Source organism: Nonomuraea sp. NPDC054003 (assembly GCF_055585125.1).
Genome location: NZ_JBVJKR010000003.1, coordinates 78198 through 99597 on the forward strand (window position 1 = coordinate 78198; position 21400 = coordinate 99597).

At 67.4% G+C, this 21400-nt stretch carries 16 protein-coding genes; 14 read left to right on the forward strand and 2 right to left on the reverse strand.

Annotated elements, in window-relative coordinates; genetic code table 11:
• Positions 1-16: 16 nt before the first annotated feature.
• From ACZ6YG_RS07970 to ACZ6YG_RS07980, 3 genes are all read left to right on the forward strand, one after another.
• On the forward strand, positions 17-5680 hold the full coding sequence (locus ACZ6YG_RS07970; RefSeq protein ID WP_466017509.1) for a LamG-like jellyroll fold domain-containing protein: 5664 nt from the start codon (positions 17-19) through the stop codon (positions 5678-5680).
• Positions 5681-6105: 425 nt separating this feature from the next.
• Positions 6106-6336, forward strand: coding sequence for a hypothetical protein (locus ACZ6YG_RS07975; protein ID WP_378524881.1), 231 nt, complete (start codon positions 6106-6108; stop codon positions 6334-6336).
• Positions 6337-7411: 1075 nt separating this feature from the next.
• Positions 7412-7957 (forward strand): hypothetical protein, encoded by a 546-nt coding sequence (locus tag ACZ6YG_RS07980; RefSeq protein WP_466017510.1) that lies wholly within the window; start codon positions 7412-7414, stop codon positions 7955-7957.
• A gap of 57 nt (positions 7958-8014) precedes the next feature.
• Here the strand turns inward: ACZ6YG_RS07980 and ACZ6YG_RS07985 are convergent, their stop codons facing one another.
• Entirely contained in the window at positions 8015-9172 is a 1158-nt protein-coding gene (locus tag ACZ6YG_RS07985; protein WP_397198218.1) for a methyltransferase domain-containing protein, read from the reverse strand.
• 263 nt (positions 9173-9435) lie between these two features.
• Here ACZ6YG_RS07985 and ACZ6YG_RS07990 point away from each other — a divergent pair, with 263 nt between their 5' ends.
• The 6 genes from ACZ6YG_RS07990 to ACZ6YG_RS08015 all read left to right on the forward strand — a co-directional run bounded on the left by ACZ6YG_RS07990 (position 9436) and on the right by ACZ6YG_RS08015 (position 15444).
• The gene (locus ACZ6YG_RS07990; RefSeq protein ID WP_466017511.1) at positions 9436-10305 is read left to right on the forward strand and encodes a MurR/RpiR family transcriptional regulator; all 870 of its coding nucleotides are present in this window, start codon (positions 9436-9438) and stop codon (positions 10303-10305) included.
• On the forward strand, positions 10302-11048 hold the full coding sequence (locus tag ACZ6YG_RS07995) for a sugar isomerase domain-containing protein (protein ID WP_466017512.1): 747 nt from the start codon (positions 10302-10304) through the stop codon (positions 11046-11048). Before ACZ6YG_RS07990 ends, ACZ6YG_RS07995 begins: the two co-directional genes overlap by 4 nt.
• Positions 11049-11123: 75 nt before the next feature.
• Entirely contained in the window at positions 11124-12482 is a 1359-nt protein-coding gene (locus ACZ6YG_RS08000) for a cellulose binding domain-containing protein (protein WP_466017513.1), read from the forward strand.
• A 9-nt stretch (positions 12483-12491) separates the two neighbouring features.
• Entirely contained in the window at positions 12492-13751 is a 1260-nt protein-coding gene (locus ACZ6YG_RS08005) for an extracellular solute-binding protein (protein WP_466017514.1), read from the forward strand.
• Entirely contained in the window at positions 13752-14579 is an 828-nt protein-coding gene (locus ACZ6YG_RS08010) for a carbohydrate ABC transporter permease (RefSeq protein ID WP_466017515.1), read from the forward strand.
• Between the two features lie 46 nt (positions 14580-14625).
• Positions 14626-15444, forward strand: coding sequence for a carbohydrate ABC transporter permease (locus ACZ6YG_RS08015; RefSeq protein WP_271275997.1), 819 nt, complete (start codon positions 14626-14628; stop codon positions 15442-15444).
• Positions 15445-15456: 12 nt separating this feature from the next.
• Here the strand turns inward: ACZ6YG_RS08015 and ACZ6YG_RS08020 are convergent, their stop codons facing one another.
• Complete coding sequence (locus tag ACZ6YG_RS08020) at positions 15457-16407, reverse strand: N-acetylglucosamine kinase (protein WP_466017516.1); 951 nt, start codon at positions 16405-16407, stop codon at positions 15457-15459.
• A gap of 73 nt (positions 16408-16480) precedes the next feature.
• On the opposite strand from ACZ6YG_RS08020, the gene ACZ6YG_RS08025 reads away from it, so the two are divergent.
• Genes ACZ6YG_RS08025 through ACZ6YG_RS08045 form a run of 5 tightly spaced genes read left to right on the forward strand, consistent with a single transcriptional unit; the run spans position 16481 to position 21351 of the window.
• Positions 16481-17356 (forward strand): MurR/RpiR family transcriptional regulator, encoded by an 876-nt coding sequence (locus ACZ6YG_RS08025; protein WP_219544253.1) that lies wholly within the window; start codon positions 16481-16483, stop codon positions 17354-17356.
• Positions 17357-18085 carry a sugar isomerase domain-containing protein gene (locus tag ACZ6YG_RS08030; RefSeq protein WP_466017517.1) on the forward strand — a complete coding sequence of 243 codons (729 nt, stop codon included), beginning with the start codon at positions 17357-17359 and terminating at the stop codon, positions 18083-18085.
• 25 nt (positions 18086-18110) lie between these two features.
• A complete protein-coding gene (ngcE, locus tag ACZ6YG_RS08035) occupies positions 18111-19520 on the forward strand; it encodes an N-acetylglucosamine/diacetylchitobiose ABC transporter substrate-binding protein (protein ID WP_219544251.1) in 1410 nt (469 codons plus the stop codon).
• Complete coding sequence (locus ACZ6YG_RS08040) at positions 19520-20431, forward strand: carbohydrate ABC transporter permease (protein ID WP_219544250.1); 912 nt, start codon at positions 19520-19522, stop codon at positions 20429-20431. Before ngcE ends, ACZ6YG_RS08040 begins: the two co-directional genes overlap by 1 nt.
• Positions 20432-20436: 5 nt before the next feature.
• Entirely contained in the window at positions 20437-21351 is a 915-nt protein-coding gene (locus tag ACZ6YG_RS08045; protein WP_466017518.1) for a carbohydrate ABC transporter permease, read from the forward strand.
• Positions 21352-21400: the final 49 nt, after the last annotated feature.

Here is a 21400-nt window from a genome sequence, read left to right on the forward strand (position 1 = left end):
TCGATTGAGGTTGTTTGTGAACGAGTTAGGCAACAGACCCCGCATCATCAGCAAACCCAAACGGAGGCTCGCGGCCGCAACGGTGCTCACGGTGGCAGCATCGTTGCTGGTCGCAGGCCCGATCAGGCAGGCCGTGGCCGACCCCGAGCCACAGAGCGCGAAGGCAACAGGCCCCGCGGTCACCACGTTCCCGCGTCCAGAGGACCCGGACGCGGCCCTCCGCGCCGCGGTGGAGCAGGCACGGAAGGACAACAAGCCCGTCGCCGTCGAAAATGCCTTCACGGAGGCCTCCCGGACGTGGGCGTACCCGGACGGTCACCTGACCACCGAGTCCTACTCCGGCCCCACCCAGCTCAGGCAGGGCGACGGCTCGTGGGCGTGGATCGACCCGTCCCTGGTCGAGCAGAACGGCGTGCTCAGGCCCAAGCTGGCCAAGGCCAGAGTGCGCCTGTCCACGGGCGGGTCCGGCCCGTTCGCGACCATGATCCTCAGCAGGGACCGCTCGTTCGGTCTCTCCTGGCCCACGTCACTGCCCAAGCCGACCATCAAGGGCAACGTCGCGACCTATCCGGGCGTCGCAGGCCCGTCGGGGGACCTGGTCGTCACAGCGCTCGGAACCGGATTCCGGCACGACATCGTGCTGCGCGAGCGCCCCACCGGCCCGGTGGAGTTCCGCATCCCGGTGCAGACCAAGGGACTCGACCTCTCGGTGACCAAGGCCGGCGGGCTCAAGCTGAAAGGCGACAACGGCAAGAAGGTCGCCTCCGCCCCGGCACCGCTGATGTGGGACGCCGCCGCTGACGAGCCCACCGCGGCCAAGCCGGGCCGCCAGAAGAAGATCGAGACCAGCGTGGAGTCCAAGGACGGAGCCACCACGCTGGTGCTGAAGCCGGACGCGGCCTGGCTGGCCGACCCCACGACGCGGTACCCGGTCACCGTCGACCCCACCACCACACTGGGGATCACCCAGGAGACCGGCATCGTCTCCCCGAACGGCCAGCGTGTGGCGGGCACGGTGGGCAGGATGCAGTACTCCACCACCGAGCAGGCCACCCGCACCCTGATGGCCTTCGACACCGCCCCGATCACCGGGAAGCAGGTCACCAACGCCACCATGCAGCTGCAGCTGCGCGAGGACGTGTACAACTGCAGCGAGTTCCAAGGCATCGCGGCCCAGCGGATCACCGAGTCCTGGGTGGCCGACGACACCTACTGGAGCAACCAGCCCACCAGCACCGAAGAAGGCCGCGCCTCGATCGACCCGTGCGCGCTGCCCGGCACCAGCGGCGCGATCTGGAGCTGGAACCTGACCGCGATGACGCGGCTGTGGGCCACCGGCACGCCCAATCACGGCCTGCTGCTCAAGCTGACCCAGGAGACCTCGACCCCGCGTAACTACAGCGAGGACTTCTCGTTCTGGCCGCAGTTCTTCAACCAGGGCGTCCTGCCGAAGCTCAGCGTGGACTGGGTGCTGCCGCCGGCGATCCCCACCGTGACCGCCGAGTCCATCGACTCGATGGACGGCAACGACGCGATCGCCCGCAGCACCAACGTCAAGGTGACTTACAAGTCCAGCGTGCCCGAGGCGACGCCGCTGAACTACACGGTGACGGTCAACGACTCCACCATGGCCCCGCCGGCCGCCGAACTGCCCGCGGGTGAGGCCGCGTACTGGAAACTCGACGAGGCTTCCGGCACGGCCTTGACCGACTCCTCCGGCAACAACCGCAACGCCACCCTCAGCGGCGCGCACACGCGCACGCCGGGGCAGCTCGGACAGGCGGTGACGTTCACCGGAGGCCACGCCGCGACCAGCGGCCCGGTCATCAACACCAACCAGAGCTTCACGGCGAGCGCCTGGGTGCGCCTGGACAACAGCACGCAAGAGCAGAACGTGCTGTCCCAGATGGGCACCCATTTGCCCGGGTTCACGCTTTCCTACCAGACGTCCACGGCTCCGGAGTACGATCAGCGCTGGGTGCTGTCCATGATCAACCAGGACATCCCGGACAGTATCCACGAGACCGTCATCCAGTCGGAGCACCTTGCCAAGATCGGCGAGTGGACGCACGTGGCCGCCCAGTACGACAAGGACGCAGGCAAGATCCGCCTGTACGTGGACGGCGTGCTGGCCGGCGAGCGGGACCACACCGTCAGCTGGAACGCCCGGGGCGCCTTCGAGATCGGCCGCTCACGTCTTCTCGGCGGAAGCCTCAAGGGGTCGCTGGACGACATCCACGTCTACCAGCGGGCGCTCAGCGCGAACGAGCTCCGCGCCCTGGTCGGCGTGCCCGGCACCACCTCGCACAACAACATCCCGTCCGGGCAGGCGCTGGACAAGGTCTTCACGCTGGACAACCCGGCCAGCTTCAAGTTCGTGGTCAAGGCCTGCCGGGCCGGCATCAACCCGCCGTCGTGCAACGAGAGCCCTGCGTACCGCATCACCAGTGACGCTCCCGTGCTCCCGTCGGACACCGAGACCGGCATGGCCGACCCGACCCAGCCGATCCTGTCGGGCATGGTCAACAGGCCAGGGGGAGGCCCGGTCACGGCCAAGTACTACCTGTACGACAGCGCCGGCGCTCCCGTCGGCTCCGCGCCATTGGGCAGCCGTACCGTAAGCGGCGGCGAACGCGCCTCCTTCCAGATCCCAGCCAACACAGTGCAGCCCGGCAGCACCTACAAGTGGCAGATGACCGCCTGCGTAACCGCCCCGCAAAGCGAGGAACCGCCGCCCGATCCTGACCCCGACCCGACACCTACTCCCGACCCGACGCCCACTCCCGATCCCACGCCGACACCGACTCCGACGCCCACACCGTCAGGTCTGGTCGCCGCCTACGGAATGAACGAAGGCAGCGGCACCACCGTCAACGACGTGACGGGCACCAACCACGGCACTGCCACTGACACCTCGTGGGTCACCGGCAAGTACGGCAAGGGTCTGTCCTTCGATGGTCTCTTCGGCCTCGTCACCGTCGACCACAACGCCTCGCTCCGACTCGGCTCCAACATGACGCTCTCGGCCTGGGTCAAGCCGTCCAGCGTTGACGACTGGTACGCCGTCATGGGCAAGGATTACGAGACACTCGACGACCTCTCCTACGCCCTGTACGCCTCCGACGGCTTCACTCCTCTCGGCTGGTTGACAACCCAGGGCCAGTCCAAGGAGGTGGCCGGCACCAGCCCGCTCCAGGTGAACACCTGGAGCCACCTCGCCGTCACCTACAACGGCACCAGGGCACGCCTCTACCTCAACGGCAATCAAATCGGTGACGAGCCCGTCTCCGGAGCCATTCAGGACGACGGCGGCGACTTCCACATCGGCGGGAACACCATCTACGGCGAGTTCTTCGACGGCGTCATCGACGAAGTCCGCGTCTACAACCGCGCCCAGACGGCCGCCGAAATCACGGCCGATATGAACACCCCGCTTGCCGGAACAGCTAGCGCGGGCAGTACACAAAAGGCGACGGCCGGCGCGCCAACAGTCAACGAGTCTGGATCGGGCAGCGAGGTCTGTACGTCCAAGACCGCTCTGGTCACCTTCACCACGCCTGGTACACCGCCACCACCCCCAGTTGAGGACGTCCGCAGCCTGACGTTGAGTAAGGACAACTTCGTCATCAAGAGCGCTAAAACCGATCCTGCTGCATGTGGTGGGTCACCTTGCATGGTGGCGGACTCGACCATCATGCGGATTGGTGGCACAGGAGTAGAGAAGACCGCAGTATTCATTGGGTTTAAGTTAGATGAGCTCCCCAATGGTGCAGGCGTGTCGGATGGCGTCCTTCGCCTTGGTGCACCAACTTGCCCATCTGGTACTTGCCCGTCGGATGGCGTAATCACTGCGACGCCCCTGAAGACTCCGGTGACTAGCGAGAGCAAGGGATCTGAGTTAGTGGCCGACGTTGACACTAGCGTTGTGCCGTACATGCTGCCCGTGAGTGACCCGCAATCTGATATCGCTGGTAGCGAGTATCAATGGCTTATGCTCACCTCTAACAAGGATGAGTTCATCACGTTTGCAGATGAGGCGGCTAGTAGCCAGCCGGAGCTGGCCCTCACGTATATCCCGGCGAGGCCGCCTGGGAAGGTGCTCAACCTGACCGTCCAGGCAGGTGATGCAAGCGTCATCGCGAGCTGGGGACTTCCCGAGAACAATGGGAGTCTCGCGCTATCGGATGGCTATGATATCGAGGTCAGCGATAGTAGCGGCCAACTCGTGAAGAATATCCAAGCAAAGGATCCCTTTGTCTCTGTCGATGGCTTGTCCAACGGGGAAGCATATACAGTCAGAGTGCGCGCAAAGTCAGTATTCGGAGCGAGCGACTGGGAGACTATTTCGGTCACTCCCGAGGCGGTTCCCCGCCCACCAGCGGTAAGGTGTACCCTCGAAGATTTTTCGTCAATTCAGAAAGATTCCGCAACAGCGGAATCGGGTGCACAGGACTACGTTGAACGGGTCAAACGGTATTATCAGGCGCAGGACGTTGTCCTAGAGAATCGGGCAGAAACGATTTGGGACGCGCCGGGGGTAACCTTCGATGCCCCGAGTACAGCCAAGCTCTCGCTCTTGAATGAGCAACTCATCAATGAACGTAAGAGTCTGGCGCAAACCCATCATGTCAGAACGAATTCAAATGTCACGCTGAAGAACGTGTCCGTCCATATCGACGACGCGACAGGTGCAGTGCGCGTTCTCGCTGAGGTGGAACGGACGTGGACACCTCAAGCTACCTCAACCGAGGACGCTGCCGCTTTGGCTGCGGCTAACGCAGATACTCCGGGCCAAGTCGAACCCGACCCATCCACTATTTCAATTCATGTCTTCGACCGCTGCGGAAACATGTCAGAAATTCAGGCACCAAACCCCGCATATGAGGACGCGTCCGACGCGAGCGACAGTTGCTCGCCGGAAGATCCTTGCGCTGCTGGTGGTGCGGCTGTACCGAAGTCAACTGCATGCATCTCCTATGTATTCATGGAGTACTGCGAGAAGACGGACAGACTCGTTAAGGGGTGGGAGCTTCACACCGTGATGAGGTCGTACTGGGACGAGAAACCGGTAGCAGGGGGCGGCCTTCCCTACAACCAGAGATGGAACATCACCGCCTATCAGGACTATGTGCGAATCTATCCGATACGTCCTACGAGTAAGACGGACGGCAAGGATAGTCCGTTCGGGCGAGCTCTCTACAAGCATGCGAGAATCTCTAAACTCGGTTCCGCATGTTTCGTTAACCGCGAGACCACGAATGAAGCAAATATCGGTGCGAGTATGTCCATTCAGCCTCTTCAAGCAGGCGTTAGTGTAGGACTTAAGCTCGACCAAGCCGTCGGCGAGAAATGCTCCAAATTCAGCGCAAAGCATGATAAGCGACCCGCCGAGGCGAAAATCGATGATCGCTTCACTGATATAGAAGTTGAATGTCAGGCCGGCTGGCTTGATAGATGTGATATCACCCGCTACAGGCACACGCTGCAGTCGGAGGCGTATCTGAACTTCAAGTATAAAGTGAGGGAAGACCCGAAAACCAAAGAGCCTATATATGAGGAGTATTATGAGAAGATTCGACACACGTTGCGTTGTAAGATAGGTAGAGGGCAGGAGGCGCCACTTAAACCGCCGAGGCATATTCCTTATGCCTGTACAAGGAGTAGCACCAAGGGGCTGTGAGTTTCCGATTGATGCGAATCGGGCTCGTAGTTGCGAGGGTGAAGTGAAGGGGTCTTTGTGACCCGAAGCTTGCACTTGGGGTCACCATTAAAGTGGCCTCAAGTGCTGGTTTTTCTCATGCAAAGCTTTCCTCTATGAGTTAAAGTGAAAAGTGGTGCCGGCCGCTTCATATTGGCTTGCGGTCTGGGTCGCGTTCATGTCGTCTTGCCGAGGGACAGTGACGTGCTCGGGCGGTCTGGACAGGCGACTGCTGCGGTTGGGTCAGGTGGGAGGTGTGGCCTTTATGCTCCAGGCGCTACTGATACATCGGTAAGCCGACGGTCTCAGCAGGGCTGATGCTGTCCTTCGGTCGAGTGTCTTGCCTCGCTCATCTGGGGATGGAGGCACTCTTTCGCCTCCTGTTGATACTGTGAGATGATCTAGCTGTGAAAATTCCAACTGAAGATCAAAATGCTTCCGGAGAGAAGGCCCGAGAGGCTGTTGGGATGCTTCGTATGGTCGGCACAGCCTTACTGCTCACGAACGGTGGTTTGGCCATAGCCGCACTCGTCTTCGCTGATTGGGAGCCGCCGTTCCAAGTCTTGCTTCTTTTCATCTGCGCAGCGGCTATCGGGATCGGTCTACGGATCGAAGCCGCCATGCGTGATCGTCGCTGACTACAAATGAGGAGGCCATCGCCGCCTGGCGGCAGGAAGGTGTGGCCGGCTGTAAAGCCAGCGGCGGACCTGGGCGCCCACATCTGCGTCGAGGACGAAGCGGGCCAGGGACTAAGGCCGCCGAAAGGACGCACCTGGGCACAGCGCGGCGCCCCGGCGGACGGTCATGATGCGGCAGGGGCAGCGGCCGGATCAACATCGGCGGCGTGGACTGCTACTGGCCTGGGCACCACCCGCACCTGATGTACAAGCCGCTCATCTATCACGGGCGCAAGGACTAGCCCAAGAGCTCAGCCTGGAGCAACTGCCGCGACCTGATCACGGTGGGTCCACCAGCAGTTCCGCACGCCGCTGGTGCGGTGCTGGGACAACCTGAATGCGCACCCGTTCGCCGGCTGGTCGGCTGCGCCGAGGCCAACGCTGACTGGTTGCGCGTCTACCGGCTCCGGGCCTACGCCTCCGAGCTGAAGACTGCGGAAGGCGGGTGGTCGCTGATGCACTGCGCCATGGCCGACTTCGTGTCACCGGCCTGACCACACTCGTCCGGATCATCAAGCGAAAGCTCAAGAAGATCCAAAACCGGCCCCATCTGATCGATGGCTGCCTCGCTCAGGCCGGACTCATCATCGAGGAGACCACCGTGACCACATGGCCGTCTCCATAAATTCAACCTGTGTAGCCTGAGTGTGCGGTGGCCACCGCCGCGCACTCCCATAGAGGGAGACGTCATGACCGGTGCCGGCATTCTGCGGAGAAGCGCGGCCCGTCGCGCTGACGCTCTTGTTCCTGACCGGCTGTGAGTCCGACGGGCGCGACGTCCAGGTGGGCGAGGGGCGCGAGCACTTCTATGTCGTCGCCAGGAACGGGATCTCCGTCGCGAATCCCGAGTTTCGCTTCGCCAATGTGTCGTGGCCGGGACGACCTGCCGACGAGCATTCCGTCCGGGTGGCGGCGGAGCCGCAGTGGGCCCCGCGCCAGGGGGGAGAGTTATTCCGTTCAATCGTTCGACATCTACCGCAACGTTCGTGGCAGCACCCTGATCTCTCCCGCCGGGACGTCCGATATCCACAAGCCGGTGTTCCCCGATACCCGCATGCGCCGGGTACTGCGCCGCCTCGGCGCGGAGAAGCAGCCGGACGACAGCGCCGGCCTGCTCGACCACCTGGGCAACGGTGTCGCCGTGACAGCCGTCGTCGAACTGCGCACCCCGATGACCTCCGAACAGTACGAGAGCGCTTACGGACTCCGTGGGGACAACATTCTCATCTCTTCCGGGCCGACTGGCGACGTCCCTCTGTACTGGGACAGGACCCCGGCATGCGAGCAGCGGCGGGTGGCGCGCAACTGTGAGGACCTGGCCCTTTTCGAGGAGTTCCGCGCGTGGGTCGCCCTGCTCCGCTCGGCCGACCAGAGCGTCCTGTCCGCTGTGGGGCTTCAACTGCCGAACCTGCAGGAGGCCGCCGCACGTGGCCGCATCGTCGGGTACGTCGACGACAACACCGCTCCGAGCGAGCTGGGCCTGCTCCTCGACGACAAGCGGGTCCGCGCCGTCCACATCATCGACGCCCGGCTCAACTGCGAGTCCTCCGCCAGCATGGTGTGCGAGCCGGCTGTGTGGTGACCGGGGTCCCTGGACGTATGCCATCTCGCCCGGTCCGGAGCCGGACCGGGCGTCATGTCAGTTGCGGGACAAGCAGGCGGTGAGCGGGTGCTCCGGCCGGTCCAGCCAGATCCGCTGCCCGTCCGGCCCGACCGTCATGCCGAACCGGTCGTAGCCGGGCTCACCCCAGCTCACCCACCGGAAGTAGGCGTCGGTGACCTCCTCCCAGACGGGCCGGTCGCCGACCTGGAACACCTGGTACTCCTCCGAGTCCGGACGCCAGATCGCCACCGCCCAGGACTCGGGGTCGCGCGGGTCACTGACCCAGATGCGGTGGCACTCGCCGTCCTCGTCAGGATTGTCGCTGTCGTGGGCGGTGAGCCCGGTCATGGCGCCGATGGCGAGGTCGGCGCCGGCGGGGGCGCAGACGATCGTGCGGGGGTCGACGCGGGTGGTGAGATGGTGCTTGTTCTCGGTCTCGTGGAGTTGCCGGGCGGGCACGGATCGCTGGGAGCGCATCATCATGTACGAGGCGAAGTCGGGGAAGCGGCCGTGTGCCACGCCGGATGGGGTGACGACGAGGCGGAGCTGGAAGTCGGTCTGGAAACGCGGCGAGTATGGAGCGACCAGCACGGCTCCCGGCCGGGCCTGCGTGATCCAGGTGTACGGGACCGTACGGATGCCGCAGGTGACGTGGACGCGGTCGAACGGTCCCCGTGCGGCGCAGCCTTCCGCGCCGTCGCCGACGATCAGGTGGGGCTGGAACGCGGCCGCGCTCAGGTTCTTGGCGGCCTGTTCGGCGACGACGGGGTCCACCTCGATGGAGGTCACATTGGTCTCGCCGACCATGTGGCAGAGGAGGGCGGCGGTCCAGCCGGTGCCCGTCCCGATCTCCAGCACCCGGGTTCCCGGTTCGGGGTCGAGCAGTTCCAGGAACATGGCGACGATGCCGGGAGCGGAGCACGACGACGTGTAGTCGCCGGAGCCGGTTCTGATGTCTGTCGCGCCGTCGTCCAGCTGCGTGACGATGGAGTTGTCGGAATAGACCGCGTCCCACCAGTCTTCGGGATCGGCTTCACGGTCGATGATCCGTACGGGCTCGTCAGGCGGGCACGTCAGAGCAACGGACGGGATGAACAGATGCCGCGGCACCGCCCGCATCGCGTCAGCGATCCGCTTGTCAAGCGGGCCGATCTCTTGGAGCAGCGCCTCGGCCGGGTCGACTGCACTGATCACTTTTTCTTCCCGTCCTGCTCGTCGCGCCTGGCGTGTCTGCCGGTGGCGGCTTTGTGGGAATCCGGGTTGGGCTTCTCCGAGTTGTTTGAGTCGTCCTTCTTTGGCTTGCCTGCGTGCTTCCCGCCCATGGCGTGATCTCCTCCCGTGGTCTTGGTGACTCCAGGTGATCGCAAGGTTACGACAGGGTGCAGAAACGCGCATTGGTCAAGAATTTTTATTTGCACCGCTTGACTGGGGGCATCGGTGGGCATAATTATCACCGCATGGAGCTCCTTGGCCGGATCAGGACCGAGCGGCATGAGATGCCCGACGCGCTGCGCAAGGTGGCCGACGCCATCCTGGAGAACCCCGCCGCGGCCGCCCGCCTGACCATCGTCGATCTCGCCGAGCGCAGCGGCACCTCGACCGCCACCATCACCCGGTTCTGCCGGGCCCTCGGCTTCGGCGGGTACGCGGAGCTGCGGGTCGCCGTGGCCACCGAGACGGGACGGGTCAACCAGCAGACCTGGCAGACCGACATCGGCCAGGAGATCCTGCCCGGCGACACCCTGGAGAAGGTGCTGGGCGTGGTGTCGGGCAACGACATCCGGCTCATCCAGGAGACGGGCGACCAGCTCGACCTGGCCGTGGTGGAGAAGGTGGCGCAGGCCGTCGCGCGGGCCGGGCGGGTGCTGCTGTTCGGCGTGTCGAGCAGCGCGGCCGTGGCCAGCGAGATGGAGTACCGGCTGCAGCGCATCCGCATCCCCACCTGGAGCAGGTCCGACGCGCACAGCGCGCTCACCGACGCGGCGCTGCTCGGGCAGGGCGACGTGGCGATCGGCATCTCCCACAGCGGCCGGACGCGCGAGGCGATCGAGGTGCTGGCCGAGGCCGGCAGCCACGGCGCGATCACCGTGGCCGTGACGTCGAACCCGCGCTCGCCGCTGGCCGAGGTGGCCGAGCTGGTGCTGACCACCGCCAGCAGGGAGACGACGTTCCGGTCCGACGGGTTCGCCGCGATCCACTCACAGCTGCTCGTGCTGGACGTGGTCTACGTGTCGGTCGCGCAGCGTACGTACGAGCGGACCAAGCAGGCCTTCGACGTGACGGTCAGGGCCGTGGCGGGGCACCGCCTCTCGGAAGGTGATTCATGACGATAAATCCGGAAAAATTCGCCGACCATATCGCCGACCTCGTTGAACGGATCCCCGACGACCCCGCCATCCAGAAAGCCGCCGACCTCTTCGTCAAGGCGTTGACCAGCGGCGGCGTCATCCACGCCTTCGGCTCAGGCCACTCCGAGGCCGTCGCCATGGAGATCGCCGGCCGGGCCGGCGGCCTCGTCCCCACCAACCGCCTCGCGCTCAGGGACATCGTCCTGTACGGGAACGCCCCCCGGGAGACGCTCGACCGCTACGACCTCGAACGCGACCCGGCCGTCGCCCGCACCATCCTCGACCTGGCCCCGGTCGAACGAGAGGACCTCTTCGTCGTCATCTCCAACTCCGGCGTCAACGGCGTCGTGGTCGAGCTGGCGACGCTGGTCAAGGAGCGCGGCCACGACCTGGTCGCCATCACCTCGCAGGCCCACAGCGGCGCGGTCGCCTCCCGTCACCCCTCGGGCCGCAAGCTCACCGACCTCGCCGACGTCGTGCTCGACAACCGGGCGCCGTACGGGGACGCGGTGCTGCCGCTGCCCGGCGGCGGCGCCACCGGCGCGGTCTCCACCATCACCTCCGCGCTCATCGCCCAGCTCGTCGTGGCGCGGACCGTGCGCGACCTGCTGGAGGCGGGGCAGGCGCCGCCCGTCTACCTGTCCGCCAACGTGCCCGGGGGCGACGAGCACAACCTCAAGCTCGAAGCGCTGTACGAGGGCCGCCTGCGCCGCGGCACCTGACGCGCTGCCGAAACCCGCACGATCTCGGGGGACCGTTCGACATCGGGGGACCGCACACCAAGGAGAACCCCACCCATGTCACGAAATGTCGGAAAAATCCTGCTGTCCTTAACCCTCCCCCTCGCCCTCCTCATCACCACCCTCGTGGCCTCCCCGGCGGGCGCCGCCCAGTCGGTACGCCTCCAGTACCGCACCAGCGCCCCCGGCGCGACCACCGCCCAGGCCGAGCCCTGGCTCCAGCTGATCAACGACGGCACCACCACGATCCCGCTGAACCAGGTCAAGATCCGCTACTACCTCACCGGCACCGAGACCTACCGCTTCGCCTGCTCCTGGGCCGTGGTCGGATGCTCGACCGTGACGGGACACTTCGTCGACCAGGAGGGCCCGGCCCAGTACCTGGAGGTGGGCTTCACCTCGGGCACCCTGGCCCCCGGCGCGAGCACCCGCGACCTGCAGCTCCGCTTCTACCGCGCAGACTGGCAGACGTTCACCCAGAGCGACGACTACTCCTACGGCCCCCAGACCTCCTACACCGACTGGGACAAGGTCACCGTGTACGTCGGCGGCACCCTGGCCTGGGGCACCCCCTCGGGCAGCGACCCCGGCCCGACGCCCACGCCGACGGACCCGCCGCCCGGCCCCGGCGGCGTGCTGTTCGACGACTTCTCGTACACGAACTCGTCCGACCCGCGACTGGCCCAGCGCGGCTGGACCGTGCGCTCCAGCTCCGGCGGGCCGGGCGTGCCCGGGGCCACCTGGTCGCCGTCGGCGATCACGTTCCCCGGCGGGCTGCTGACGCTCGACTCGCGCACCGACGGCACCGCCGGCGGGACCGTGCACACCGAGCTGTCGACGGCCGGCCGGAAGTTCTTCGAGGGCACGTACGCGGCCAGGGTGCGCTTCAGCGACGCCCCGACCAGCGGCCCGGACGGCGAGCACGTCGTGCAGACGTTCTTCACCATCACCCCGCTCCGCTTCAACCTCGACCCCGACTACGGCGAGCTGGACTTCGAGTATCTGCCGAACGGCGGCTGGGGCGAGCCCTCGAACATCCTCTACGCCACGAGCTGGGAGACCTACCAGGGTGAGCCGTGGCAGGCGGTGAACACCCACACCGAGGAGCGCGCGAGCTTCGCCGGCTGGCACGACCTGGTGATCCAGGTGTCGGGCGGGCGGATCAAGTACTACGTGGACGGCCGCCTGTTCGCCGACCACGGCGGGATCCACTACCCCGAGACACCCATGTGGATCATGTTCAACCAGTGGTTCATCGACCTCCAGGCCGCCACCGGCACCCGCACCTACCGCCAGCAGGTCGACTGGGTCTACCACGCCAGGAACGAGGTCGTCTCGCCCGCCGGCGTGCTGAGCCGGGTCGGCGACCTGCGCGCCGAGGGCACCTCGTTCCGCGACACCGTCCCCAACTCCTGAGAGAGCGCGATGAAGCACCGACTCACCGCCGCGGTGGCGGCCCTGGCCCTGGCCGCGGCGGCGTGCGGCTCGGACGCCGGGACCGGCGCGGCGCCCGAGAGCAGCGGCCCCGCCAAGCTGACCGTCTGGATCATGGACGGCAGCGTCACGCAGGACCTGCTCAAGACGTTCGAGACCGGCTACGAGGCCGACCGTCCTGAGGTGGACCTGGACATCCAGATCCAGGCCTGGGACGGCATCGGCGAGCGGGTGACGGCCGCGCTGGCCAGCACCGACGCGCCGGACGTGATCGAGGTCGGCAACACCCAGGTCGCCCAGTACGCGGCCAGCGGCGGCGTCACCGACCTCACCGGCAAGGTCGCCGACCTCAGGGGCGAGGACTGGCTGCCCGGCCTGGCCCAGCCGGGGAACATCGACGGCAAGCAGTACGGGATCCCCTGGTACGCGGCGAACCGGGTGGTGGTCTACCACAAGGACCTGTTCGCGAAGGCCGACGTGCAGCCGCCGAAAACCCGTGATGAATGGCTGGAAATCACGAAAAAGCTGAATCAAGGGGGTGATCAGGGCATCTACCTGACCGGGCAGACCTGGTACGCGCTGGCCGGCTTCATCTGGGACGAGGGCGGCGACCTCGCCGTCCAGGAGGGCGGCCGGTGGAAGGGCGCGCTCGACACCCCGCAGGCCCTCGCCGGCATGGAGTTCTACCAGCGCCTCCAGGCCCTCGGCAAGGGCCCCAAGGACGCCGACGAGGCCAACCCGCCGCAGCACGAGGTGTTCGCCCAGGGCAAGGTCGCGCAGATCATCGCGGTGCCCGGCATCGTCGCCCGCGTCCTGGAGGTCGAGCCGGACCTCAAGGACAAGATCGGATATTTCCCGATCCCGGGGAAGACGCCCGACAAGCCCGGCTCGGTGTTCACCGGCGGCTCCGACCTGATCGTCCCGGTCGCCTCCCAGCACCAGGAGGAGGCGTACGAGGTCGTCAAGGCGCTGGCCGGGGAGGAGTTCCAGACCGACCTGGCCAAGGCCATGAGCTTCGTGCCGAACCGCACCTCGCTCGCCGGCGTGCTCTCCGGCGACGAGGGCACCGCCGCCATGGCCACCGGCGCCGCCCACGGCCGGGCCACCCCCAACACCCCCAACTGGGCCGCCGTCGAGGCCACCTCGGTCATCAAGCAGTACATGACCGCGGTGCTCACCGGCGCAGACCCCGCGACGGAGGCGAGGAAGACGTCGGAGTCCGTCACGGCCACCCTCAACAGCGGGTCCTGAGTGCGCGGCCGTCCCTTCTGGCCCTACCTGCTCATCGCGCCCACGGTGGCCGGTGGGGCCTTCCTCCTGCTCTACCCGGTCGCCAAGGCGGCGGTGATCTCCCTCCAGCACTTCCGCATGGGCGAGCTGATCAAGGGCGGGGCCGCCTTCATCGGCTTCGGCAACTACGCGGAGCTGCTGTCCGGGGACGAGTTCTGGGCGGTGCTGCTGCGCACCGTCTGGTGGACCGCGGTGAACGTGGTGCTCATCGTGGTCCTGTCGACCGCCGTCGCGCTGCTGCTCGTACGGCTGCGGCGCGGCATGCGGCTGGCCCTGATGAGCGCGCTGGCGCTGGCCTGGGCCACCCCGATCATCGCGGCCACCACCGTCTTCCAGTGGCTGTTCCAGTCGGAGCTGGGCGTGGTCAACTGGCTGCTGGTCACGCTCGGCCTCGACTCCTTCCGCGGCTACACCTGGTTCGCCGACGGCGACGCCACCTTCGCGGTGCTCGTCGTGCTGGTGGTCTGGCAGTCGGTGCCGTTCGCGGCGCTCACCCTCTACGCCGGGCTGACCACCATTCCCGCCGAGCTGTACGAGTCCGCGCGGATCGACGGCGGCACCGGGTGGCAGATCTTCTGGCAGGTCACGCTGCCGATGCTGCGCACGCTCTTCGCCCTGATCGTCTCGCTGGAGGTGATCTGGGTGGCCAAGTGCTTCCCGCAGATCTGGGTGCTCACCCAGGCGGGCCGGGCGACGCCACGACCACCCTGCCGGTGTACGCGTTCAAGATCGCCAGGGTGCTGCACCGGTACGACCTCGGCTCGGCGGTCGCCATGCTCACCGTGCTGATCCTGGTCGTGGCCCTGATCAGCAACCTGCGACGGATGGTCAGATCATGAGAAGGCTCGCCCTGAACGCCGTCGCGCTGGCCGTGCTGGTGGTGACGATCTTCCCGGTCTACTGGATGTACCTGACGGCGTTCAAGCCGACCCGGGACATCCAGGCGGCCACCCCCACCTTCTGGCCCTCCTCGCCGACGCTCGACCACTTCGTCACGGCCGTGAACGCGCCGGGGTTCTGGACCTTCTGGCGCAACAGCCTGCTGGTGACGGTGGCGGCCGTGCTGCTGGCGCTGGTGGTGGCGATGGCGGCGGCGTTCGCGGCGACGCGGATGCGGTGGCGGGGCCGCGGCGCGTTCGTGGTCATGGTGTTCGCCGCGCAGATGGCGCCGTGGGAGGCGCTGCTGGTGCCGGTGTTCATCATCGCCAGGGACACCGACCTGCTGGACTCGCTGGCCATGCTGACGGGGGTGTACTTCATGATCACCCTGCCGTTCACCATCGTCACGCTCCGCGGCTTCCTCGCCGCGATCCCGCCGGAGCTGGAGGAGGCGGCGCAGGTGGACGGGTGCTCGCGGCTGGTGGCGTTCCGGCGGGTGACGTTCCCGCTGCTGGCGCCGGGGCTGATGGCGACGTCGCTGTTCGGGTTCATCACGGCGTGGAACGAGTTCGCGTTCGTGAACGTGCTCATCATCAAGGACCAGGACAAACGCACGCTGCCGGTCTGGCTGTCGTCCTTCCGCGACGTCTTCGGCACGGACTGGGGAGCGACGATGGCGGCGGCGGGCCTCTTCGCCCTGCCGGTCCTGCTGCTCTTCCTCTTCCTGCAACGCCGCGTCGGCACGGGCATGACCGCGGGCGCCGTCAAAGGCTGACGCGCCGCGGGCTCAGGCGGGGGAGGTGAACGCGGCGTGGGCCTCCTTCGCGCGGTCCTCCGGCAGGTGGTCGCGGGCCGCCAGCCAGGCCGCCGCGCCCGCCGCGTCGCCCGCCGTGCGGACCTGCTCGCCGGCCAGCAGGTCGAGGACGTGCTCGCGTACGGGGCCGTCGTTGGTGAGGACGCTCCCGGCGAGCACCACGGGGCCCGAGACGTGGATTCTCCGTACGGTGGAGGCCAGGTGTTCGGCGGCCCGCCGGGTGATCGCCAGCGCGGCCGGGTCGCCGTCGGCGGCGGCGCGGCTCACGAGCGGGGCGAGCTCGGCCAGGCGCATGTGGTCGCCCTGGATCAGGCGGACGAACCGGTCGTCGGTCTCGCGCGCCGTGGCGCCTCGCCAGTCGCCGAGGAAGTGGGTCACCACCAGGTCGGCCAGCCCGCCCGGCCCGTCCGCGGCCGGGGCGTCGAAGGCGGCGGCGGTGTGCTGGGCGGCGGCGCGGCCGATCCAGAAGCCGGAGCCCTTGTCGCCCAGCAGCCAGCCGAGCCCGTCGGCGATCCGGTGCAGGCGGTAGGACCTGATGGCCGACGCCACCGCTCCGGTGCCCGAGAGCAGGAGCGAGCCGTCGGGGGCGGGGGTGCCCGCGGTGTAGGCGATCTCGACGTCGCCCGTCAGCCGGGGCCCGGACGGGATGCCCAGGTCGGCCCAGGCCTTGGCCAGGCCGGGCGCCATCTGCTCGACGTGCCCGGCCACCCCGGCGAGCGAGGCCACCACCCGGGAGCCGTCGTGGCCGGAGAGGGCCTCGCGCAGCGCGCCGGTGATGGCGGCCACCGCCTTGCCCAGCCCGTGCGCGGTCGGGTTGCCCGCGCCCGCTCGCGCGTACCCGACCCGGGCGCCGTCGAGGGTGTGGACCGCCACCCGGGTGGCGGTGGCACCGGCGTCGATCCCGACCACGAGCGAAATAGTCACGATCAGATTGTGGGTCTTGACGTGACCGGTAAGCAAGAATAATTTTCGCCGAAAGGCCGGATGTTCGGAAGGAATGTTCGTGACTCCAGGTGCCCTGGGCCGCATCGAGACCGAGCTCCCCGCTCTGCCCGAGGCGTTGCGCAGGGTCGGCGAGGCGATTCTCGAGGACCCGGCCGAGGCCGCGCGCTCGACCATCATCGCGCTGGCCGAGCGGGCCGGCAGCTCGCCCGCGACCGTGACGCGCTTCTGCCGGGCGTTCGGCTTCTCCGGCTATGCCGAGCTGCGGGTGGCGCTGGCCACCGAGACCGGCAGGGCCGCGCAGGCCGGCTGGGGCGCGGGCGTGGGCCACGAGATCGGCCCCGACGACCCGATCGACGCCGCCATCGAGGTCATGGCCGCCGCCGACACCCGGCTCATCCAGGACACCGCCGCCCAGCTCGATCCCGAGGTGGTCTCGAAGGTCGCCGACGCCGTGGTGGCCGCCCGCCGGGTGCTCCTGGTCGGGGTCTCCACCAGCGGCAACGTGGCGACCATGCTGGAGGGCCGGCTGCGCCGCATCGGCATCCCGTGCTGGAGCGCGTACGACGCGCACGTCGCCCTGTCCGAGGCGGCGCTGCTGCGTGGCGGCGACGTGGCCATCGGCATCAGCCACCGAGGCCGCACCCGCGAGGTGATGGAGTCGCTGGCCGAGGCCGGGAGCCACGGCGCGCTGACCGTGGCCGTCACCTCGTTCGCCCGCTCGCCGCTCGCGGAGCTGGCCGACCTGGTGCTGACCACCGCCAGCAGGGAGACGACGTTCCGGCTCGGCGGGCTGGCCGCCGTGCACTCCCAGCTCTTCGTGCTGGACGCGGTGTACGTGGCGGTCGCGCAGCGGACGTACGAGCGCACCAACGAGGCGTTCGAGCTGACGATCACTGCTGTCGAGAGTCACCGGGTGGAGAGAGGCTGAATGACGTACGCAACCGTGGCACTGGAGCTGGCCCGTCAGGTCGCGGAGAGCCAGGCGGAGCCGGTCGGGCGGGCCGCCGAGGCGCTGGTCGCCGGGCTTCGCGCGGGCGGTGTGGTAAACGCTTTCGGTTCCGGCCACTCCGAGGCCATCGCCATGGAGATCGCCGGGCGCGCGGGCGGGCTGGTGCCGAGCAACGGGCTCTCGCCCAGGGACCTCGTCCTGTACGGGGGAGAGCCGCCCGGCGTGCTCACCTCCGAGCTGGAGCGCGACCCGGCGATCGCGCACCGGATCTACGAGCTGGCGCCCGTGGACCCGCGCGACGTGTTCGTGCTGATCTCCAGCTCCGGCGTGAACGGCGCGGTGGTCGAGCTCGCCACGATCGTCAAGGAGCGCGGACACCCGCTCATCGCGATCACCTCGGTCAGGCACAGCGTCCAGATGACCTCACGGCACCCGTCGGGCGGCAAGCTGCTCGACCTGGCCGACGTGGTCCTCGACAACGGCGCCCCGTACGGTGACGCGGTGCTGGAGCTGCCGGGCGGGGGAACCTACGGCGCGGTCTCCACGATCACCTCGGCGCTGCTCGCGCAGCTGATGGTCACCCAGACGGTCGAGCGGCTGGTGGCGCTCGGCGAGACGCCGCCCGTCTACCTGTCGGCCAACGTGGCCGGCGGCGACGAGCACAACAGAGCCCTGGAGAGCCGGTACGCAGGGCGCATCCGACGTTGAGCCAGACAAGTCAGGAGTAGTACCTATGGCGAACACCCCCCACATCACCCGGCGCGGCCTTCTCCGCGCCGCGGCGCTGGTCCCCGTGGCCGGCGCGCTCGCCGCCTGCGCCACCCCGCAGACCCAGGCGCCGGCCTCGTCGGCGGCCCCGGCGGCCACCAGCGCGGCCAACCCTCTCGGCGTCGACGCCAAGAAGCCGCTGGAGGTGTGGATCTTCGACGGCGGCTTCGGCAACGCCTACGCCACCGACATCCACCAGCCGCTGTTCAAGACCAAGTACCCCGACGCCGAGATCAAGCACAACGTCACCAAGGAGATCACCAAGGTCCTGCAGCCGCGGTTCGCCGGCGGCAACCCGCCCGACGTGATCGACAACTCCGGCGCGAACGCCATGGACATGGGCGCGCTCGCCCAGGACGGCCAGCTCCAGGACCTCGCCCCGCTGCTGGACGCGCCGAGCTGGGACGACCCGAACGTCAAGGTCAAGGACACCTTGGACCCGGCCGTCGTCGAGTTCGGCACCTACGACGGCAAGTTCCACGTGCTCGGCTACGTCAACTACATCCACGGCATCTGGTACTCGCAGAAGACCTTCAGGGACAACGGCTGGACCGTGCCGAAGACCTGGGACGAGTTCATCGCCCTCTGCGAGACGATCAAGAAGGCCGGCAAGATGGCGCCGTTCACGTACGCGGGCAAGCACCCGCAGTACCTGTACGAGCCGCTCCTCACCATGGCCGCGAAGATCGGCGGCAACGAGGTGCTGGTCAACATCGACAACCTGGAGGACGGCGCCTGGTCCGCCGAGCCGGTGCGGCAGGCGGCCGAAGCCTGGGCCGAGGTCGGCGCCAAGTACCTGATGCAGGGCACGGCCGGCCTCGACCACGTGCAGACCCAGACGGCGCAGAACAAGAACGAGGTCGCCATGCTGCCGTGCGGCTCGTGGCTGGAGAACGAGCAGAAGACCACCACGCCCGAGGGCTTCGAGTACGGCATGTTCCCCATCCCCGACTTCACCGCCTCCGACAAGATGCCGTACGGCACCCTGCACACCCAGCCGGGCGAGTCGTTCATCGTGCCGTCGCGGGGCGCCAACCCGCAGGGCGGCATGGAGTACCTGCGGGCGATGCTGTCGAAGAAGGCGGCCGGCGACTTCAGCGAGCTCGTCAGCACCGTCTCCGTGGTGAAGGGCGCGGGCGAGGGCCGCGACCTGTCGCCGGGCGCCAAGAGCGCGACCGAGGCGCTCGCCGCCGCCGGCGCCAACACCGTCTACTACCGCTGGCGCAGCTGGTACGGCCAGCTGCACGACGAGGCCGTGGCCGCCACCGGCCAGCTCATGACCGGCGGCGTCACGCCCGAGAAGTACGTGGAGCGGCTGCAGAAGAAGGCGGACGAGCTGAAGGCCGACTCCTCGATCAAGAAGTACAAGCGCTGATGTTCAACACGTACCGCCGGGGCCTGTTCATCCTGTCCTTCCTGGCGGCGCCCGTCACGCTCTACCTGGTCTACGTGATCTCGCCGTACATGCAGGCGTTCTACATCGCGATGACCGACTGGCGGGGGGTGACCGCCACACCGAACTTCATCGGGTTCGACAACTTCATCCGGTTGTTCTCCGACGGCATCTTCTGGAAGGCGGTCACCCACAACGCGGCGCTGCTCGTGCTGCTGCCGCTGCTGACGATCGTCATCGCCCTGTTCTTCGCGTTCCTGCTCAACGTGGGACGCGAGGGGCAGGGCGTGGCGGGCGTGGCCGGGTCCAGGTTCTACCGGGTGGTGTTCTTCTTCCCGCAGGTGCTCGCCGTGACGGTGGTCGCGGTGCTGTTCCAGCAGGTGTTCAGGCCCGACGACAGCGGCATGCTGAACGCGCCGCTGATGGCGATCGGGATGGACCCCGTCGGCTTCCTGTCGGATCCGGACATCGCGTTCTGGTCCGTCCTGGGCGTCATGGTGTGGCAGGCGGTCGGCTTCTACGTGGTGCTGTTCTCGGCCGGGCTGGCGTCGATCCCGCGCGACATGTTCGAGGCGGCCCAGATCGACGGGGCCGGCCGGTTCAGCCTGTTCTTCCGCGTCACGCTGCCGCTGCTCTGGGACACCGTGCAGGTCGCCTGGGTCTACCTGGGCATCCTGGCGCTGGACGTGTTCGCGATCGTGTGGGTGATGACCGACCAGCACGGCGGGCCCGACTTCTCCACCACCGTGATGGCCACCGAGATCTACCGCAACGCGTTCCAGTACTTCCGCTTCGGCTACGCCTCGGCGCTGGGCGTCGTGATGTTCTTCTTCACCATCGGCTTCGCGATCCTGTCGCTGCGCCTGTCCCGCCGCGAACGAATCGAGTACTGACGACAATGACCACGACATCATGGACGGTCGCGAACTCGCGCCGTCTCGCCCGCCGCGAACGCCGCAGGCGGCTCGGGCCGCTGTCGATCCTCACCCACATCGCCCTCCTGGTGTGGACGGTGCTGACCGTGGTGCCGATCCTGTGGACGTTCCTCGCCTCGGTGAAGAGCGAGGAGGAGATCTTCGGCGACGCCTGGTCGCTCCCCGCCGCCCTGCAGTGGGACAACTTCGCCCGCGCCTGGGAACAGGCACAGATCGGGCAGTACATGCTCAACAGCGTCGTCGTCGTGTCGTTCAGCACGTTCGGCACCATGCTGGTCGGGTCGATGGCCGCCTACGTGCTGGCCCGCTACCCGTTCCGCGGCAACCGGGCCGTCTACCTGCTGTTCGTGTCGGGGCTGGCCTTCCCGGTCTACCTGGCGCTGACGCCGCTGTTCTTCGTGGTGCAGAACATGGGGAACGTCCCGCTGGTCGGCCCGTTCATCGGGCTGAACACGCACGCCGGGCTGGTGCTGGTGTACATCGCGTACTCGATGCCCTTCACCGTGTTCTTCCTGTCGGCGTTCTTCCGTACGCTGCCCACCGCGGTCGCGGAGGCGGCCAGGGTCGACGGGGCCTCGCACACCCGCGTGTTCTTCCAGATCATGCTGCCGATGGCCAAGCCGGGGCTGGTGAGCATCACCATCTTCAACGTGCTCGGCCAGTGGAACCAGTACCAGCTCCCGCTGGTGCTGCTGCAGGAGCGCGACAAGTGGGTGCTCACCCAGGGCATCGCCGACATCTCGACCGCGGCGGGCTACGACCAGGACTGGGCGGCCCTGTTCGCCGCGCTGACTCTGGCCATCCTGCCGATGCTGGTGGTCTACACGGTCTTCCAGCGCCAGATCCAGGCCGGGCTCACGGCGGGGGCACTCAAATAACCAATCATGAATATGGCTCGCGTGCACGAGGTGGTGGCCCTACGCTTCA

What these genes read in the sequence shown, in the direction of transcription:
- ngcE (WP_219544251.1), top strand. Translation starts at nt 18,111, where the DNA reads ATGGCGAACACCCCCCACATCACCCGGCGCGGCCTTCTCCGCGCCGCG.
- ACZ6YG_RS08005 (WP_466017514.1), top strand. Translation starts at nt 12,492, where the DNA reads ATGAAGCACCGACTCACCGCCGCGGTGGCGGCCCTGGCCCTGGCCGCG.
- ACZ6YG_RS08000 (WP_466017513.1), top strand. Translation starts at nt 11,124, where the DNA reads ATGTCACGAAATGTCGGAAAAATCCTGCTGTCCTTAACCCTCCCCCTC.
- ACZ6YG_RS08045 (WP_466017518.1), top strand. Translation starts at nt 20,437, where the DNA reads ATGACCACGACATCATGGACGGTCGCGAACTCGCGCCGTCTCGCCCGC.
- ACZ6YG_RS08025 (WP_219544253.1), top strand. Translation starts at nt 16,481, where the DNA reads ATGTTCGTGACTCCAGGTGCCCTGGGCCGCATCGAGACCGAGCTCCCC.
- ACZ6YG_RS08040 (WP_219544250.1), top strand. Translation starts at nt 19,520, where the DNA reads ATGTTCAACACGTACCGCCGGGGCCTGTTCATCCTGTCCTTCCTGGCG.
- ACZ6YG_RS07995 (WP_466017512.1), top strand. Translation starts at nt 10,302, where the DNA reads ATGACGATAAATCCGGAAAAATTCGCCGACCATATCGCCGACCTCGTT.
- ACZ6YG_RS08015 (WP_271275997.1), top strand. Translation starts at nt 14,626, where the DNA reads ATGAGAAGGCTCGCCCTGAACGCCGTCGCGCTGGCCGTGCTGGTGGTG.
- ACZ6YG_RS08030 (WP_466017517.1), top strand. Translation starts at nt 17,357, where the DNA reads ATGACGTACGCAACCGTGGCACTGGAGCTGGCCCGTCAGGTCGCGGAG.
- ACZ6YG_RS07990 (WP_466017511.1), top strand. Translation starts at nt 9,436, where the DNA reads ATGGAGCTCCTTGGCCGGATCAGGACCGAGCGGCATGAGATGCCCGAC.